This window comes from Cohnella yongneupensis, from assembly GCF_042655785.1.
Taxonomy (GTDB): Bacteria; Bacillota; Bacilli; order Paenibacillales; family Paenibacillaceae; genus Cohnella; species Cohnella yongneupensis.
On sequence record NZ_JBHSNC010000041.1, the window covers coordinates 71,800 to 87,484 of the forward strand.

Annotated in this window: 16 protein-coding genes; 7 read left to right on the plus strand and 9 right to left on the minus strand. The window is 54.1% G+C overall.

What is annotated here, in order from left to right; translation table 11 throughout:
• The first annotated feature begins 2 nt into the window (after positions 1-2).
• Together ACFPQ4_RS13200 and ACFPQ4_RS13205 are read left to right on the plus strand one after the other, a co-directional pair.
• Complete coding sequence (locus ACFPQ4_RS13200) at positions 3-1,163, plus strand: ROK family protein (RefSeq protein WP_378112331.1); 1,161 nt, start codon at positions 3-5, stop codon at positions 1,161-1,163.
• 453 nt (positions 1,164-1,616) lie between these two features.
• On the plus strand, positions 1,617-1,937 hold the full coding sequence (locus ACFPQ4_RS13205; RefSeq protein ID WP_378112332.1) for an ArsR/SmtB family transcription factor: 321 nt from the start codon (positions 1,617-1,619) through the stop codon (positions 1,935-1,937).
• Positions 1,938-2,379: 442 nt separating this feature from the next.
• Here the strand turns inward: ACFPQ4_RS13205 and ACFPQ4_RS13210 are convergent, their stop codons facing one another.
• The 6 genes from ACFPQ4_RS13210 to ACFPQ4_RS13235 form a co-directional block, all read right to left on the minus strand.
• Complete coding sequence (locus ACFPQ4_RS13210) at positions 2,380-3,213, minus strand: hypothetical protein (protein WP_378112333.1); 834 nt, start codon at positions 3,211-3,213, stop codon at positions 2,380-2,382.
• 117 nt (positions 3,214-3,330) lie between these two features.
• Positions 3,331-3,690 carry a response regulator gene (locus tag ACFPQ4_RS13215; protein WP_378112334.1) on the minus strand — a complete coding sequence of 120 codons (360 nt, stop codon included), beginning with the start codon at positions 3,688-3,690 and terminating at the stop codon, positions 3,331-3,333.
• 15 nt (positions 3,691-3,705) lie between these two features.
• The gene (locus ACFPQ4_RS13220; protein ID WP_378112335.1) at positions 3,706-4,149 is read right to left on the minus strand and encodes a chemotaxis protein CheX; all 444 of its coding nucleotides are present in this window, start codon (positions 4,147-4,149) and stop codon (positions 3,706-3,708) included.
• Between the two features lie 109 nt (positions 4,150-4,258).
• A complete protein-coding gene (locus ACFPQ4_RS13225; protein ID WP_378112336.1) occupies positions 4,259-6,088 on the minus strand; it encodes a glycoside hydrolase family 9 protein in 1,830 nt (609 codons plus the stop codon).
• Between the two features lie 156 nt (positions 6,089-6,244).
• Positions 6,245-7,474 carry an MFS transporter gene (locus ACFPQ4_RS13230; protein WP_378112337.1) on the minus strand — a complete coding sequence of 410 codons (1,230 nt, stop codon included), beginning with the start codon at positions 7,472-7,474 and terminating at the stop codon, positions 6,245-6,247.
• Positions 7,475-7,576: 102 nt separating this feature from the next.
• Positions 7,577-9,034 (minus strand): DHA2 family efflux MFS transporter permease subunit, encoded by a 1,458-nt coding sequence (locus ACFPQ4_RS13235; RefSeq protein WP_378112338.1) that lies wholly within the window; start codon positions 9,032-9,034, stop codon positions 7,577-7,579.
• Between the two features lie 123 nt (positions 9,035-9,157).
• Here ACFPQ4_RS13235 and ACFPQ4_RS13240 point away from each other — a divergent pair, with 123 nt between their 5' ends.
• Positions 9,158-9,712: a PadR family transcriptional regulator gene (locus tag ACFPQ4_RS13240; protein WP_378112339.1), complete on the plus strand. Its 555-nt coding sequence runs from the start codon at positions 9,158-9,160 to the stop codon at positions 9,710-9,712.
• Between the two features lie 62 nt (positions 9,713-9,774).
• On the opposite strand, the gene ACFPQ4_RS13245 is transcribed toward ACFPQ4_RS13240, so the two are convergent.
• On the minus strand, positions 9,775-11,394 hold the full coding sequence (locus ACFPQ4_RS13245; RefSeq protein WP_378112340.1) for a hypothetical protein: 1,620 nt from the start codon (positions 11,392-11,394) through the stop codon (positions 9,775-9,777).
• Between the two features lie 240 nt (positions 11,395-11,634).
• On the opposite strand from ACFPQ4_RS13245, the gene ACFPQ4_RS13250 reads away from it, so the two are divergent.
• From ACFPQ4_RS13250 to ACFPQ4_RS13265, 4 genes are read left to right on the plus strand one after another with little or no spacing between them, the layout of a single operon-like run.
• Complete coding sequence (locus ACFPQ4_RS13250; protein ID WP_378112341.1) at positions 11,635-12,216, plus strand: hypothetical protein; 582 nt, start codon at positions 11,635-11,637, stop codon at positions 12,214-12,216.
• Complete coding sequence (locus ACFPQ4_RS13255) at positions 12,182-12,421, plus strand: hypothetical protein (RefSeq protein WP_378112342.1); 240 nt, start codon at positions 12,182-12,184, stop codon at positions 12,419-12,421. Before ACFPQ4_RS13250 ends, ACFPQ4_RS13255 begins: the two co-directional genes overlap by 35 nt.
• Positions 12,422-12,431: 10 nt before the next feature.
• Complete coding sequence (locus ACFPQ4_RS13260) at positions 12,432-13,166, plus strand: tetratricopeptide repeat protein (protein ID WP_378112343.1); 735 nt, start codon at positions 12,432-12,434, stop codon at positions 13,164-13,166.
• A 30-nt stretch (positions 13,167-13,196) separates the two neighbouring features.
• Positions 13,197-13,493 carry a hypothetical protein gene (locus tag ACFPQ4_RS13265; protein WP_378112344.1) on the plus strand — a complete coding sequence of 99 codons (297 nt, stop codon included), beginning with the start codon at positions 13,197-13,199 and terminating at the stop codon, positions 13,491-13,493.
• A 60-nt stretch (positions 13,494-13,553) separates the two neighbouring features.
• Here ACFPQ4_RS13265 and ACFPQ4_RS13270 read toward each other — a convergent pair whose 3' ends face one another.
• Together ACFPQ4_RS13270 and ACFPQ4_RS13275 are read right to left on the minus strand one after the other, a co-directional pair.
• Positions 13,554-14,141, minus strand: a complete 588-nt coding sequence (locus tag ACFPQ4_RS13270; protein ID WP_378112345.1) for a 4-hydroxybenzoate synthetase — start codon at positions 14,139-14,141, stop codon at positions 13,554-13,556.
• A gap of 2 nt (positions 14,142-14,143) precedes the next feature.
• Complete coding sequence (locus ACFPQ4_RS13275) at positions 14,144-15,685, minus strand: class I adenylate-forming enzyme family protein (protein WP_378112346.1); 1,542 nt, start codon at positions 15,683-15,685, stop codon at positions 14,144-14,146.

A 15,685-nucleotide genomic window follows, 5' to 3' on the forward strand; every position in this document is an offset into this window, starting at 1 on the left:
CGATGACGACGCCTACCGGAGATCAGGCTTTAATCAAAAGAATCAATACAGCAATCGTGCTAGAGTCTATTTTAAGAGGTGCGCCTCTATCTCGTGCTCAAATCTCGGAGCTTACCGGGCTTAACAAAGCTACGGTATCGAGTCTCGTACAAGACTTGATTGACGGTTCCCTCGTTAAGGAAACCGGGCACGGCGAATCGAGCGGCGGACGCAAGCCGGTTATGCTCGAATTCATCGCGAGCGCCGGGCATGCCGTCGGCATTGATCTTGGCGTCAATTATATAAGAGGCGTACTAATGGATCTGAAAGGCGGAGTCGTTACCGAACTGACTTCGTCGTTGCGCCATACGGAGCCCGAATTCGTCGTAAAAGAGCTGTGCGAGATGATCGATCGTTTAATCGCGACCGCTCCAAGCTGTCCTTACGGCATCGTAGGCATCGGCGTAGGCGTGCCTGGTTTAGTCGACGAGACGGGATCGGTGCTGTTCGCGCCTAACTTGAAATGGAGGGACGTCCCTCTCGAACGGCAGTTGCAAGAACGCTATGGGCTGCCTATTACGATAGATAACGAAGCGAACGCGGGCGCGATCGGCGAGCAGAAATACGGGGCCGGACGGCTTATTTCCAATATCGTGTATGTCAGCGTCGGGATCGGGATCGGTACGGGTTTGATTTTGCACAAACAGCTTTATAAGGGCGCATCCGGATTTTCCGGGGAAATGGGGCACTTGTCGGTCGAGGCGCACGGCAAACCGTGCAGCTGCGGCAATCGCGGCTGTTGGGAAATGTACGCGTCCGAGCAATCGTTGCTCGCGCAAGCCGCGAAGCTCGGCTACGAGGATCTCGACCAATTGCTTGCCGCGGCGAAACAAGGCAACGAAGACGTGCTCGGCTTGTTCAAAGGCATCGGCGAATATTTGGGCATCGGGATCGCGAACATCGTCAACGTGTTCAATCCGGACGCGGTCATCATCGGCAACCGGATGAGCCAAGCGCGCGAATGGGTAGAAGGCGAGCTTCGCCAAACCGTCGTTCACCGCGCGATCGGCTTCCACTTGCGCAAAGTACAGCTGCTGTTCGCCGAGCTCGGCGAGCGTTCCGCCATGCTAGGCGCGGCGGAGATGGCGGTATCCGGCTTCTTCCAGCGGCTGAAGTCGACTTAGGGGCAGGCGAATAGCGGTACGGCGTGCGAATGCGGATGCGGTTCATTTAGCGTGATAGCGGTATAGCGTACCGTTATTCGTGCGGATGCGGTTCATTTAGCGTGATAGCGGTATGGCGTACCGTTATTCGTGCGGATGCGGTTCATTTAGCGTGATAGCGGTATGGCGTACCGTTATTTCGTACAGCTTCGCTTATTCTCGCCTGATAGCGTTATGCCGTACCGTTATTCCTCATCCATTTTGCCTAAAAGCCTGATTTGTCGAGTAATAGCGGTATTCGATACCGTTATTATGCGAAAAAGCGCTCATCGTTCGATAATAGCGGTATGCCATACCGCTATCGACGAGAGTATCTTGCGCTATAGCTACCTCTTGTCGGAATATGTATAATTATATGTACATGTACGAATCCGAACTCGCATGAACAGTCACTCGGACGGAGGCACGAATCTCATGAACGACCAACTAGCGGAAATGGCCGAGCTGCTCAAGCTGCTTGGAGACAGAACGCGACTAGCGATTCTCGGTTTGCTGCAGGAGAGAGAATTGTGCGTTGGCGATATGGTCGACCTGCTCGGAACAAGCCAACCGAACGCGAGCCAACATCTTCGCAGGCTGAAGAGCGCCGGCTTGGTGCAAGAAACGAAACGCGGACAATGGGTCTATTACTCGCTTAATTTAGACGATTTCCCGGATTTGCGCATCTTCCTCTCTCAGCTCCCCGGACGCAAAGAGCGACTTCAGTCGCTATCCGCGCTGCCGAAGCGCAGTTGACGAGCCGTAACTTTCGCCGATACCCGCTACTCCGAGCGATTAGAATCACCACATGTGGTTAATTCGAGGATACCCGCTTTTCCGACTCATTTAACATCACCAAGTGTGCTTATTTCGCCGATACCCACTACTACGAGCGATTTAGTAACACCACGTGTGCTTAATTCGAGGATACCCGCTTTTCCGACTCATTTAACATCACCAAGTGTGCTTATTTCGCCGATACCCACTACTACGAGCGATTTAGCATCACCAAGTGTGCTTATTTATCCGATAACCGCTACTCAGACTCATTTAGCATTACCACGAGTGCTTATTTCGCTGATACCCGCTACTCCGAGCGATTTAGAATCACCACGTGTGCTTATCGCTAACTAACCCAAAAAAAAAGCTTGCCCGAGCACTCCGCGAAGCGGAAGCTTGAGCAAGCTTTTTATTATGGTTACGATTGTGCCGATGCCGAAGGCGCAGCCGACGCCGATGGTGTTTCGCTCGCGTCCGGCGCTCCCTTGTCACGGTCGCCGCCAAAGCCGTGCGCACGATGGCCGCCACGCTTGCCGTCCGGCATAGCGCCGTTCACGACCTTGCTAGCAATGGTCGGTACTTCCGCGAGACGCTTCGTTGCTTCGTCCTGCGTCAGCTTTCCGTCCTTAACGGCTTGATTGATGTTGCTAGTCATCGAAGCAGCGATCGCGTCGATAACCTTTTGCACGTCTACGCCTTTTTCCTTCGCCATGTCGGCTAGCGACTTCCCTTCGCCAAGCGAAGTTTTCAGGTCGACCGTGCTAATCCCGAGCGCCGTGGCAACCGATGACAGATCGATATTGCTGCGCTCGACCATATCGAACTTCTCGAACTTATGCCCGCTCGCTTTCAGATCGGAATCGATCAGCTTGTCCAAGTTATCGGCGTACTCCTGCTTCCGTTCTTCGAGCTGTTTGTTGAACGCATCGGTCATCGCCTTTTTCAAGCTTTCCCTTGATACACCCTGCTGTTCGGCGATTTCCGCTAATGTCGCACCTGCTTTAATCTTGTCCGAGAACGCCGCCTTGTCCAGCTTCAGCAGATCGAGCACTTCCTGACTCACGACCTGGCGTCTGTCGCCGAAGCCTTCCTTGCCGCCGTGTCCTTTGAAGTCTCCACTAGTCGCGGATATAGCCGCCTTGGCCGCCGTATCGGATGTACTTGTCGTTGATGTCGTAGCCGCATAGGCCGTGAGCGGAATCATAACGGCCAACGCCGCCGTGATGCTTAACGTTCTTGCTGTCTTTTTCATGTAAATCCCTCCAGACATTCGATTGGTCTTGCTTCACCCATTATTGCCATCGTTCCTGAAAATGGGATGAAGTAAACCTTAAAATGCACTGAGGGTTTCCTGAAAGTTGTTGTCCGCTTATACGAGCGCTTTGCGCAACGCTTCTAGCACGCGATCGCCTTGGAAAGGTTTAACGACGAAATCTCTGGCTCCCGCTTGAATCGCCTGAACGACCATCCCTTGCTGCCCCATCGCGGAACACATGACGATCCTGGCGTTCGCGTTGGTTTTCCGAATTTCGCGGACGGCCTCGATTCCTTCCATTTCCGGCATCGTAATGTCCATCGTCACCAGGTCCGGCAGAAGCTCTTGGTACTTTTGGACGGCGATTTTACCGTTTTCCGCTTCCCCTACGACTTCATGACCGCCTTTAACCAAAATATCTTTAATCATCATTCTCATGAACGCGGCATCATCTACGACTAATATTTTGGCCATTGTACGTTCTCTCCTTTAGTTGCCGCCAAGCAGCATAATGCGCATATTGCCTACTTCTTCGATATTGAGCGCCAATCCGTTCTCATAGCCGTTGATCGTCGCGCGTTCGGTCAAAAGCGACGGCGGCGTAATGTCCGCGGCAATACCGTGATTGCTTAATAACGTTGTCGTTCCTCCGGCGATAATGTTGGCGATTTCCCCGACGCAACTATCGAGCATTTCGCCTTCCATCGGCATCCCGAACAACACTTCGCTCATCTTGCTGAACATTTGACGCTCGCCGTCTATGATCATCTTGACGCTAATCGGATTAGCGAAGCTGATCGATACGCCCATTTCATTGACCGTCGCGGGATTCGCATCCGCCTCCGCCTCGGACTGATCGATCGGACGTGGAATGACGTTACGCATGGATTCGCATAGACTGCTGAGCAACACATCGTGAATGTTCTGGCTCATCGTTGTCTCCCTCTTGACTTGTGATACTCCCATTATGCAGTGAAACTTTTGGAAAAGTTCGCGATTAAATGTTTGCAAAATGTTAGTAAAATTCGGCTCAGGCGACGACTTAATGGCTAAATGCGGTCAGCACGAAAAATAAAGGGGCGTTATAGTCGATCGCATATTCGTTGCTGGAGTAGCTGGATACGTCGTCGATATAGCTTAACGCGGGAGGCACGCCTTGCTGCACAAGCTGCGCCAACGCCTCGTCATTGCCGAATTTATTCGGTCCGCCGACCAACAAGCCGGGAACCTTGACGCCGGACATCATCGAAATCCGGTGATGGGGTTTTAGAGGATAGCGACTGCCGACGCCGGTTACGTAGCTCATCCCCATCGCGTTCCTGCCGAGCACGTAGTGAAGCTGGTCGAGCGCGCCGTTCACGTACGCCTCGCTGGGCTTCAGCTTGTTCGCGAGAAGAAGCAGTTCTCCGTAAGCCAGGGCGTTCTTGTTCGATCCCCAATTGTAATCGTTCGTCGTGAGCGAGTTGCGATACCCGTCTTCCCCGATCCGATTCACGATTCCGTCAGCTGCCTGAACGATCGCGTTGATCGCCGTATCATGGACAGTTGAAGGCGAATTAGCTGCGGTTGCGACCGCCCATTGGCCGAGCAGTTGGGCGTTGCCCCAACCTACGATACCTGGCGGCTTCTCGGCCAAATCCGAATATTTCTTCCCGATGACTTCCTCGTAGGCGCTGTCGCCCGTCGTCTTATACAGCTCGGCGAGCGCCCAGAACCGCTCTTCCCTGTCCGACGACTTATCGTAAGGACCGGAGCCGGAATTTTGTCCTTCATCGTTGCGAAAATAAGCTTTCGGATTCCGATCGAGCCACGTCTGCGCCAGCTTCGAACGCCGGAGTAGCTCCGCGGCATAATCCTTATCGTATGGCTCATAGACGCGCGCGCCCATGGCGGTCGCGGCGGTGAACATCGCGGTGCCGAACGACGACATGCCGTACACGTAGCGATCTTGGATATCCTCCGCGGGTAAAATGAAAGACGGGAACGCCATGCCGCTTACTTTGTGATAGACCGCTCCGTCGCCGCGTTGCATGCGGAGCATCCAGTCGAGCTCGTATTTGATCTCGGTCAGGATGTCCGGCGCGGAGGAAGAGGTTGGCCAGAATGCTTTCTCCTCTTCGGATAGAAATCTCGTCACCGAGATCGGCGCCGGGTTCTCTTCGAACGCCAGCAGCATTTGACCGACCGTAATGGCCGCCGTCGGCATATATTTGCCGAAGTCGCCGGCATCGTACCAGCCGCCTCGGACGTCGAGCACCGAAGGCTGACCCTTATCCTCGAAAAAGAGCTTCGCCTGTTCGTCTTGCTTATGTCCGGCGAGCAACTTGAGCCCCGTCACGGGATCATCGATCGCTTGATTCGCCCGTTGCGTCGTATAAGACCGCGATACTTTGTACAGCAGATCATCATAGACGCCAAGCTTTATGAAGAACGGATCGGAATGATTGCCGCCGGCAACTGCTTCATACGACCCTTCCGCTTGCAGCTTGCCGAAATCGGCTTGCGATACCCATTCGCCGGAATACGTATCGATCGTAGCGGCAGGCATTGTTCCCTCCCACACCGGCTTGTCGTTATTGTTCTTGTCCACAATTTGAAGCGTCATCTCGCCGAACGACTCGTCCGAGGAGACAACTACGATCTTCGGCCCTTCCGGCAAATAACCTAGTTGGTCTACGCGAACGTTGATCTCCTCTATCGGGGAAGATGCGCTCGGGATCGGCGTTGATGCCGTAGTCGTCTCCGTCGCGATAGACGGTGACGGCGATGCCATTGAAGCCGATTCGCCGTTATTATCGCAGCCGGCGGCAGCGAACGCAGTCGCGATCGTAACCAGGAGTACCGTCGTCTTGCGCGTCCATGTGCTTATCATAGGGAGTCCTCCTCCATTTTAGGAAAACGTTATCAATTCTTAACGTAACTTTTCGACCCCTGTCTGTAAATTCCTTCCTTTGCACACCGTTCCAAGTAAAAAAGCCAATCGGACGATAATGTCCGATTGGCTAATTACGATAGGCTATGCAATTGTTTAAACACCGAGTTTGCGGTCTGAAGGCAAGAAGATGGCGCTTAGCCCGACGAGCGGCAAGAAGCTGCAATAGAACATGACCGACGATAGGCCGAACACGTCCGCTGCCTTGCCCAACGCGACTGCGCCGATAGCGCCCATCCCGAACGCCAAGCCCGTCGTTAACCCGGATGCCATGCCGACTTTGGCAGGCATCAGGAACTGCGCGTACACGACCGCGACGGAGAAGCCCGACAGGATAATGAAGCCCAGCAAAGCGATTACTGGGTAGACTAACATGAGCGGGAGATGCGGCAGCGCCAGCGCGAACGGAGCCGCTCCCGTTATCGAGAACACGATCATGTTCTTGAGCCCGAATCGGTCCGCAAGCACGCCGCCGAAATACGTACCGAGCACGCCGGCCGCCAGGAACAGGAACACCGGAATTTGCGCTTGCCGGACGGATAAGCCGTAGTCGTGCTCCAGATAGAACTGATAGTAGCTGCTTATGCCCGAGTGGTACCAAGAACGCGCGAACACTAGAAAAATAAGCAATCCAAGCGCGAACTTCATCCGCGGATGGTTCGCGTGTTCCGCCGCCAGCGTCTTTGAAGCGAGCCGCTTCTCGCGTTCTAGCTCCCATTGCGCCAGCTTCTTCTTATACCACGGCACGAGGCCGAGCAAGACGGCGATGGCCATTCCCGCGAACAGGGTCCCCCAGATGGCGCCGAACTGTCCGAACGGAACGAAGATGAATATCGTCATGAGCGGCGCGAGCGAGCTGCCCGCGTTGCCCCCGACTTGATAGACAGACTGGGCGAAGCCGCGCCTTCCGCCGGAAGCGAAATAGACGATGCGCGAGCCTTCCGGATGGAAAATCGCCGAGCCCAATCCGATGAACACGACCGCGAAGAGCAAATACCAGAATTGAGGCGCCAAGGCGATGCCCACCATGCCGATTAGGCTGAGTCCCATACCTATCGGCAGCATCATCGGCAACGGCCGGCGGTCCGAATAGGCGCCCACTACCGGCTGCATTACAGATGAAGTCATATTCAGCATGAACCCGATCCAACCGACCTGCACGTAGGATAAGTTCAACGACTTTTCCAATATCGGATACATCGCAGGCACGACCGCCTGCATCGAATCGTTCAGCATATGTACCAAGCTAATGGCCAGCAGCACGGGCAGTACCGTGATCGCTTGAACCGATGCCGACGTTTTCTGGAATTTCGCGATTGAAGCCATGTTTCCCTTCCTCCTTGTTGCGGCGATGCGAATACTTTATGGAATGTAAAAGCCCGGCGAACGGATTAACGCTCCGCTCGTCCGGGTAGGTTCGAGTATAGCTTATGCAGCTTCGCCCTTTTGTTTAACGTCGCTAAGCGGCTTTATTTTGCGGTTGAACAAGGCGAGCGGGAGAGCTAGCGCCGCGACGCAGGTCGCGACCAGATACACGTCGTTGACGCTCATCGTGAACGACATGATCTCGATGAAGTGCTTGTCGGTCGCTCCGCCTACGGCGAGATTCGTTCCGTGCGTTAAGCCGCGCGAAGCGAGGATCGTCGTGAAGATCGCGATCGCGAATGATCCGAATACGTTGCGCGTCCAGTTCATGATCGCCGAAGCGTGCCCGCTCAATTCCCGCGGTACGAGCTCCATGCCCGCATTGCTCGAAGGCATCATGACCATCGCGATACCGAGGTTGCGGACGGTCATCCAGATCACGACGTAAGAATGAGAAATATCGATGCTGAGCCAGCTTAACATAAGCGTTCCCACCGCGAGCATCGCGATCCCTACGATCATAAGCGGACGGGGACCGACTTTGCTGTATAATTTGCCGATGATCGGCATAACTAACGCCATGGCAAGGGACGCGGGCAACAGGATCAGTCCGGTGTCCATTGCCGATACGTCCTGTACCCGCTGCAGAAATACGGGCGTGAACATCGTACCGGAGTATAGACTGATCGTAAGGATATTCGCGATAATGGTGTTAAGCGTATACCTGCGGTTCTTGAACACCCTCAGATTCAACAGCGGCGTAACCGCCGTCAGCTCTCTCCAGACGAATAGGACGAGCGATACGAGGCCGAATGCGAGCAGTCCGATAATTCTCCCGGAATCCCAGCCCCATCCATGCCCTTGCCCAAGCGCGAGCAATAGCGACGTACTGCTGAAAATAACGAGGATGAAGCCCGCCAAATCGAACGACTTCGGTATGCTAAGGCGGTAGTACGGAATGAACAGGGCGACGCATACGATCGCGATCAGGCCGATCGGAATGTTCATGAGGAACAACCATTGCCAATCGTAATTTTGCAATATCCATCCCGCGAGCGTCGGTCCGAATGCCGGAGCCATCATCGAAGCCAGCGCCCATAGAGCGATAGCCATCGGTTGTTTATCGCGCGGTATGACTTGATAGATGATCGTCATCGTCGCGGGCAAAATCAAGCCGCTGAATACCCCTTGAATGACGCGGAAAGCGATCAAAGCGCCTTCGTTCCAAGCGACCGCGCACAATCCTGACGCCAACGTAAACCCGATGAGCGAGAACAAATACACTCTTTTGTAGCTGAACCGTTCGCCCAAATAACCTACGACAGGAGCGGTCGTGCCCATCGCGAGCATGAAGCCGGTCATCGTCCATGTTACGGAGTCAAGCGACGCGTGAAAATGCGCTCCGAGAATTTCCAGCGCAAGAGTAATCGTGCTCGATGCCAGAATGCATAAAAAAGAGCCGATAAAAATAGCAACCATTATCGGCCAAAAACGTACTTTAAGTTGGGTCTCGTTACTCATGATTTCTACTCCACTTCCCTTTGGTTGAACTTATGTCTCTTTTTACATATAATCAGAGTGCATTTTATATTACTATGGGATAGTGGATCTGTCAAAGACTACTCACGCGCTGGAGGATGGGCAATGAACACTTTATCTTACGGATTGTTAAGCATACTCGCTCAATCGTCTTTCTCCGGTTACGATCTGATGTTGCGGCTGCAGCCTTTTTGGCCTGCTAAGCATAGCCAAATCTACCCGCTACTTGCGAGCCTGGAGAAAGAGGAATACGTCAGCTACGAACATGTGGCCCAAAGCGACAAACCGGATAAGAAAGTGTATTCCTTGACCGACAAAGGCAAACAGGCGCTTCGCGATTGGCTGTCCGAGCCCGCGGCAGAGCCCGTTACCCGAGACGAGCTTATGCTTAAAGCGTACTGCTTGTCCAATACGGACCCCGAGGGCGCGAGACGACTGTTCTCCGCACGCTTGGAATATTATCGCAAGAGACTGCGCCAACATGAAGACAAGGCTGCTTTATTGCGGGAGCGAGGGGAATTCCCGATGAACGGAGAGGCTCCGCCTTTCGAATCGATACGGTTCGGTTCCTATATTTTGGTTGAAAAAGCGCTCCGGACGACGCGGTCGAATATAGAATGGACCGAATGGGCGCTGAGTTTGTTGCCGTTACCTGAATAGCTAAAGCTTGCGCGCGCGGTCACCCTACTAGGTGACCGCGCGCGTTTTTCGTTGATACGGATTCATCTGACGATCTTACGTCGTGCCGAGCGGATGCTTCTAATCGTTTTTCCTGCATAGGGCCTCGTTGTGCTCGCGCCTAGTTTTTTGGAGGCTGTCTTTTTGACGGGTACTCCTGCCTTCGTTGCCGACTTCGCTCTTGGTATTAGCTTCAGTTTCGATTTCGGCTTAGCTTTTGCTCTTGCTTTGGTTTTGGTGAGGCGCGTTCTGCTCTTCCTTCTTTTCTTCGCTAATCCTTTGTGCCAGATCGGCGAAGTTTTCGCGGTTGTCTTAGGCGGCGTTGCCGGCGGAATCGGAACAGGTGGGACGGAACCCGCGTACTGCGGCTGGAATGCGGGCAGATGGGTAACCTCCGGTTGCGGAACATGTTGGGTTGACTGCTCAATCGCAGCGGGAACCTCTTGCGTATTGACGATCGGCACATCCGCGGTAGGCGTCGAAGCTATCGGTTCGAAGGACGCCTCGGGCGATTTCGTAGCAACCGGTTCGGCAGTCGGCTTCGGAATGAAGATCGTCGATTGCGCTTGGGCGGGATGGATCGGCGTAGTCGGCGCAGACCCTTCTCTCTTCGATCCTCGCGTCGATATCGGCTCGATTCGATATTTCGATTGCTCATCGCCTTCCGAGACCGTCTTGCGCGTCTTGCGAACTTCGTCGGAAGATGACCTCGACCGGCGCTCTTCCGGCGACTCTTCTTTAGTCCGCCGTAGTCTCCTCTCCGTCTCCTCGATGATTCTGCGCTTCGCCTGGTCGATGCTCGAATTATTCTCGCTCGGACGGAGCTTGCTCGGCATGGGCGGCGGAGCCGGAGGTTTCACGATCGTCACATGCTCCAGCGGCGTTCCCCGGATCGTCTCCTCCGAGCTCTCGATCGGCGCAATGTTCTTATTTTTTACTTCTTGCTGAATCAGATTGAGCCATTCGCTGTCTTCTTCGTCAACTACATCGGCTGTCTCGAGGACAGCAACCTCTTCGACATCGTCTTCGATTACGTCTTCGATTACGTCGCTTGCATCCGGGAGCTCAGAGATAGGTTCGTCGTTTTCCGACTCGGAAGACGACTCAGAGATGGCGTGAATGGCAGCTACCTCGGATATTCCTTCATCCTCTTTAAGATCGGCCTGCGCTTCCGCTTCCGAGCGTGCCGCCTCTTCCTCCGACCTAGCCAACTCGACTGCTCTAACTTCCGCTGCCGCTGCCTGGTTAGCTTCTTCTTCCGCCGAAGAATGAAGCTGTTCCGCCTCGCTTCTCTCCAATTCCTTCTCTTGCGCGGATAGTTCCGCCGCCGGCGCTTCTTCTACTTGCGACGTTCCCGGTGCTTCCTCCGCTTCTGACGCTTCTTCCGCCACCAGTTCCTCTTCTTGTGCCGCTGGCACTTCTTCCGCCACCGGTTCCTCTTCCGTCGCTGTCGCTTCCGCTACTGCCGTCTTTTTCTTTCTCGTCTGCTGCCTCGTAACCGGAGCCGGCTCCGCGCCCTCCGGTGACTCCTTGCGCTTGCGTCCCCGCTTCTTCGCTTCCGTCGCTTCAGGCGTCGGCACCGCTTCGTTCGCTTCCGTCGCCTCTATGCTTGTCGATTCCTCGTTCTCCTGACGATCCGACGATTCGTCTAATAACTCGCTCACGCTATTGCCTCCCTATTGCTGTCTGAAATCATAGTAAAAACGCTCCTTTACTATCTTTATGTAGACGGGTGCACATGCGGAATATGCCGATGCATATTTTCTTTCGCATCGCGCCGATTATCGGTCCGCCTATTTTTGAACAACTGCGTACACTTGTCTATCTCGTAACTACATGCACCCAACACTAATTCTATCGAACCGCCATACCGTGAAATGTAATTAGTGTCTGGAGGTTAGACGATGGCAGGAGATAACGCCTTTAAAGTACGTCTGGATGCGGCCATTAGCCGCCATAACAAAGGCATGCAAGGAGATCGAACGGCTGTTAAGGACGCATTCGCTCAATTATCCGAGCTTCGAGCGATCGATTCTAACCATGCTTTGCTTGAAGCCTATTATGGAAGCACGCTGACCTTGATGGCGCGCGACGCGGACAAATTGTTGGACAAAGCGGACAAATCGCAACAAGGTTTAGCTTCGCTGGATCGCGCGATCTCGTTGGCCCCGGGCAACGCCGTTATTCGGCTCATTCGCGCCAACGTTTGCTTGCGGCTACCCGAGAACTTCTTCGGGCGGACGCAGACCGCGATCGACGACTTCAACGATTTGCTAGCCAGACACCAGAGGCAGCCCGATCTTCTGACCCCTATTCAATACAAACAAGTCATTCAGGGACTGGCGACCGCTTACGAGAACACAGGGAAACTAACCGAAGCAAGAACGACCAGGCAGCGGCTTACGCAGCCTCCGGACGATGCGATACAACGCGGGAAGGGAGCGAGCAAGGATGGAAAAAAACCAAAGGTTCGGAAAAGCAAGTAAAGCGTTATTTGTCGTCAGTCTCGTGCTTGGTTTCCTCATGCTCTTGCTGTCCGCGCTCGCCATTATTTTAGCCGCGTTCAAAACCAATGAGCCAGCCGATGACTCTCTCGAGTTGAGCACGACTGAAGTTAAACCTTCTACCGATAGCAAAAAACAGCGTCTCATCGAGGCGACCGGCTCGAGCAAACCACCGAAGAAGGAGTGATCAGGACATCGTGGCCAATAACAAAAAGAAACATCCGAACAAGGAACACCTGAACAAGGAACGCCCGAACAAACCGTACCTAGATACGGACCCGATAGACGACAAACTTAATACCGCCATCTTGGCGCATAACGAAGGCGTGGCGGGCAGCAAGGATGCGGTTGCAAGAGCGCATGCGCTCTTCCAGTCGTTGCGCTCGCAATATCCGAAAAATCTTACCGTTAAAGCCTATTCCGGCAGCGTACTTGCCTTGATGGCCCGCGATGAGTCCAATCCCTTCGATCGACTGGACTTGGCCAAGCAAGGGCTAGAACTGCTAGACGAAGCGGTAACCGATGAACCGTCCAATCTTACGTTTCGCATGCTTCGCGGCAAAATCTCCTATCGCCTGCCCGAGCCTTTTTTCCACCGCACGGAAACCGCGATAGAGGATTACGTTATGCTCATCCATAGCGAAATGCGAAAACCCGGCACCCTTGAGCAAAAGACATACGAGACGCTCATCTACGAGCTCGGGGACGCTTATCAACGTACCGAACGTCCTAAGCAAGCACAGGTATGCTGGAACAAGCTGCAGAAGCTAACGAACGATTCGCGACTTTTGGATCAAGTTAACGAGAAGCAACAGACGGTTAAAGCCGCAAGCGCTCCTAAAGGAAACCAACCCCTCAAGGCCCGTGACTTTGCCAGCCTCGCAGTAGGTCTGGTCGGCGCTTCCTTGATGGGCTTCGCGCTACGCAAATAACTTCTTCTTGTTACGGGAGGAGGTGAAGCCATGTCTATTAAAGAAGATCTCGCCGCGCTGTCCGGCCTTGTCAGAGAAGAAGCCATCATCTTTGCCGAGAAATGCAGAACCGCCGCAATCGGCGGGGCGCAATCCATTAGCTCGAACTTGAGAGAATCGGCAGAAGAACTCTTGCCTCAATCTTCTATCATTACCGACAAACTCAAAGCCGCCCTGCAAGGCGGCGCAGCCGTCGCCAGCGAACAAATTATGGCCGCGGGCTTAGAATTCGTACAAGCGCTTAAAGCAGCAAAAACTAAAGATCCCGAAACTAAAGATCCCGAATAACCGAAGCCCTAACAAGAAGGCTCACAGCGTAGATTTCCGCTGTGAGCCTTCTTGTTCCTTTTACCAGCCCCCGTCCCTTAGCAAACGGTGCCTTACGATATCCGGATTGAAATATTCGAGCAGATGGATGCCAGCCTCGCCTTCGAAATAGATGGCATATCGTTTGTAAGGCGTGCGCTCGTTCCCTAGCGATGCCGAGAAGCGCAGCTCGATCGGCTTGCCGAATAGATCGACGACTTCCGGCAAGGCTCTCCAACCGCAATCCGACAGCTTGCGCGACGTCTGCAGCCCCAAATCGTTAATCGTCTTGCCGATGCCCTCTTGCTTGGCCGAAAGCGCCTCGAACATGACGGGAGGCACGTATTGGGAGCATACGAGAGCGATATTGTGCGACACGACGAAGCGCGACCGATCGCTTATCAAGATCGACTCCCGCAAATAATAAGGGCTTCCGGACAGCTCAGCCACGTTGTCGAAATCGGCCGCATCGATCTGATGTTGCCGCAGCACATGAACCGTCATTTTCTCGCCTAACATAGTTTCCAACATATCCGTCGTACGACCATCGGTGGTCATTAAAATATCGAACAACAATCGGTGCAATTGATAGAACATTAATTGCTCTATTCCCGAGTTCATGTCCACCATACCTATGAACATCCCCCCTTCGGCGTCAATGCGCCTTGCTCTTGCGACAACCTCCTTAATAACTCGCGGCTATCCGCTTTGCCCGCCGCATTGCGCGGAAGCTCCGCGACGAAGATCATGTCCGCGGGCACTTTGTACGCGGCTAATCGCGATTCGCATAGCGTCAGCAACGCCTGTTTGGTTCCGGCTGTCGCGTTCTCGTCTTGGCGATAGCGGTCCCTAAGCAGGACGAAAGCGATCGGTTCCTGCGAACCCGCGAATCCATCCCTGCCTACGACGACCGCCTCCTCGACTTCATCCGATTCCCTCAGTACGCTCTCCACCTCTTGAGGATGCAAGCAATATCCGCCGCAATGGATGACGTCGTGTTTTCTCCCCGTAACATACAAATACCCTTCCTCGTCAAAATACCCTATATCGCCCGTACGCCTGTATTCGCCTGCGCATGCCGCGCTAGTCGACTCCGGATCCCGGTAGTACTCCGTGAACAGGTGGTGCGTTCCCACGCAAATTTCACCGCGCAGTCCTGCCTCCAGCGGCCGATCCTGTTCATCTAAAATCGTTACTTTGGCGAAGAACATCGGCTTTCCGCACGAGCCCTGCTTGCTCTCCCATTCGCTATCGTCGATCATCGCTATGCCGCCCGCCTCGCTGGTCCCGTAAAAATCCGTTGCGCGAACGCCCTGGATCAACGGCTTCAACCGTGCTCGAATCATAGGCGTCAACGGTGCTCCAGTGGTCAATATTTGCGTGAGCGATATAGGAAAACCGGAGCCTTCCCGCTCCAGTTCCTGTAACCATATCAGCAAATCGCCAGGCCCTAAACTAATGAGAGAAATATTCAATCGTTCGATCAAAGCAGACCAATGACCCGCGCTCGGGTGCCTGGACAACGCGACCGTATTGCCCTCTTGGATCGCGCTGCATGCAGCCGCAAGATGGGCACGGAAGAACAAAGGCCTGCATAACAGATGCGTCTGCGGGTTCCTGATGTGGTCGGTATCGCACAACGAAAGGTCGAATACGGATTGAGGTACGATAACCCCTTTGGGCTTTCCCGTCGTTCCCGATGTAAAGAGCACGATCATTTTGCTGCTTGTATCCGTTAATTTAAGTTTGACCGGCTCGATGCTGCGCGCCGCGTCGGCGAAATCCTCGACGAACAGCTGGGCGAGCGGCATATTCGCCACCAAGTCGCCGATCTGGTCGCCAACGTTCAATGAACGCGCCGTTATAACCACTTTAGCGTTCGTCTCGGTCGCTATTCGCGCCACTTCTATGCTCGCGAGCTGCGTGCTGAGCACGTAAGGCAGGACGTTCGCCCGATTGACCGCAACGAGTAGCTCGATCCATTCGAAGCGATTCGGCAGCAATAATAGGACGCCGTCGCCCGGTGCCGCGCCGCACCGAACTAACCATGCGACCCAACGGTTGGCTCGCTCGTCCAGCTCTCCATAGGTTATCGCCGCAGCTTCGTCGACGACCGCAAGACGCCCAGGTTCGATTTTGGCCCACTTCGCAACCGACCTCGCAACGTCGTTCAT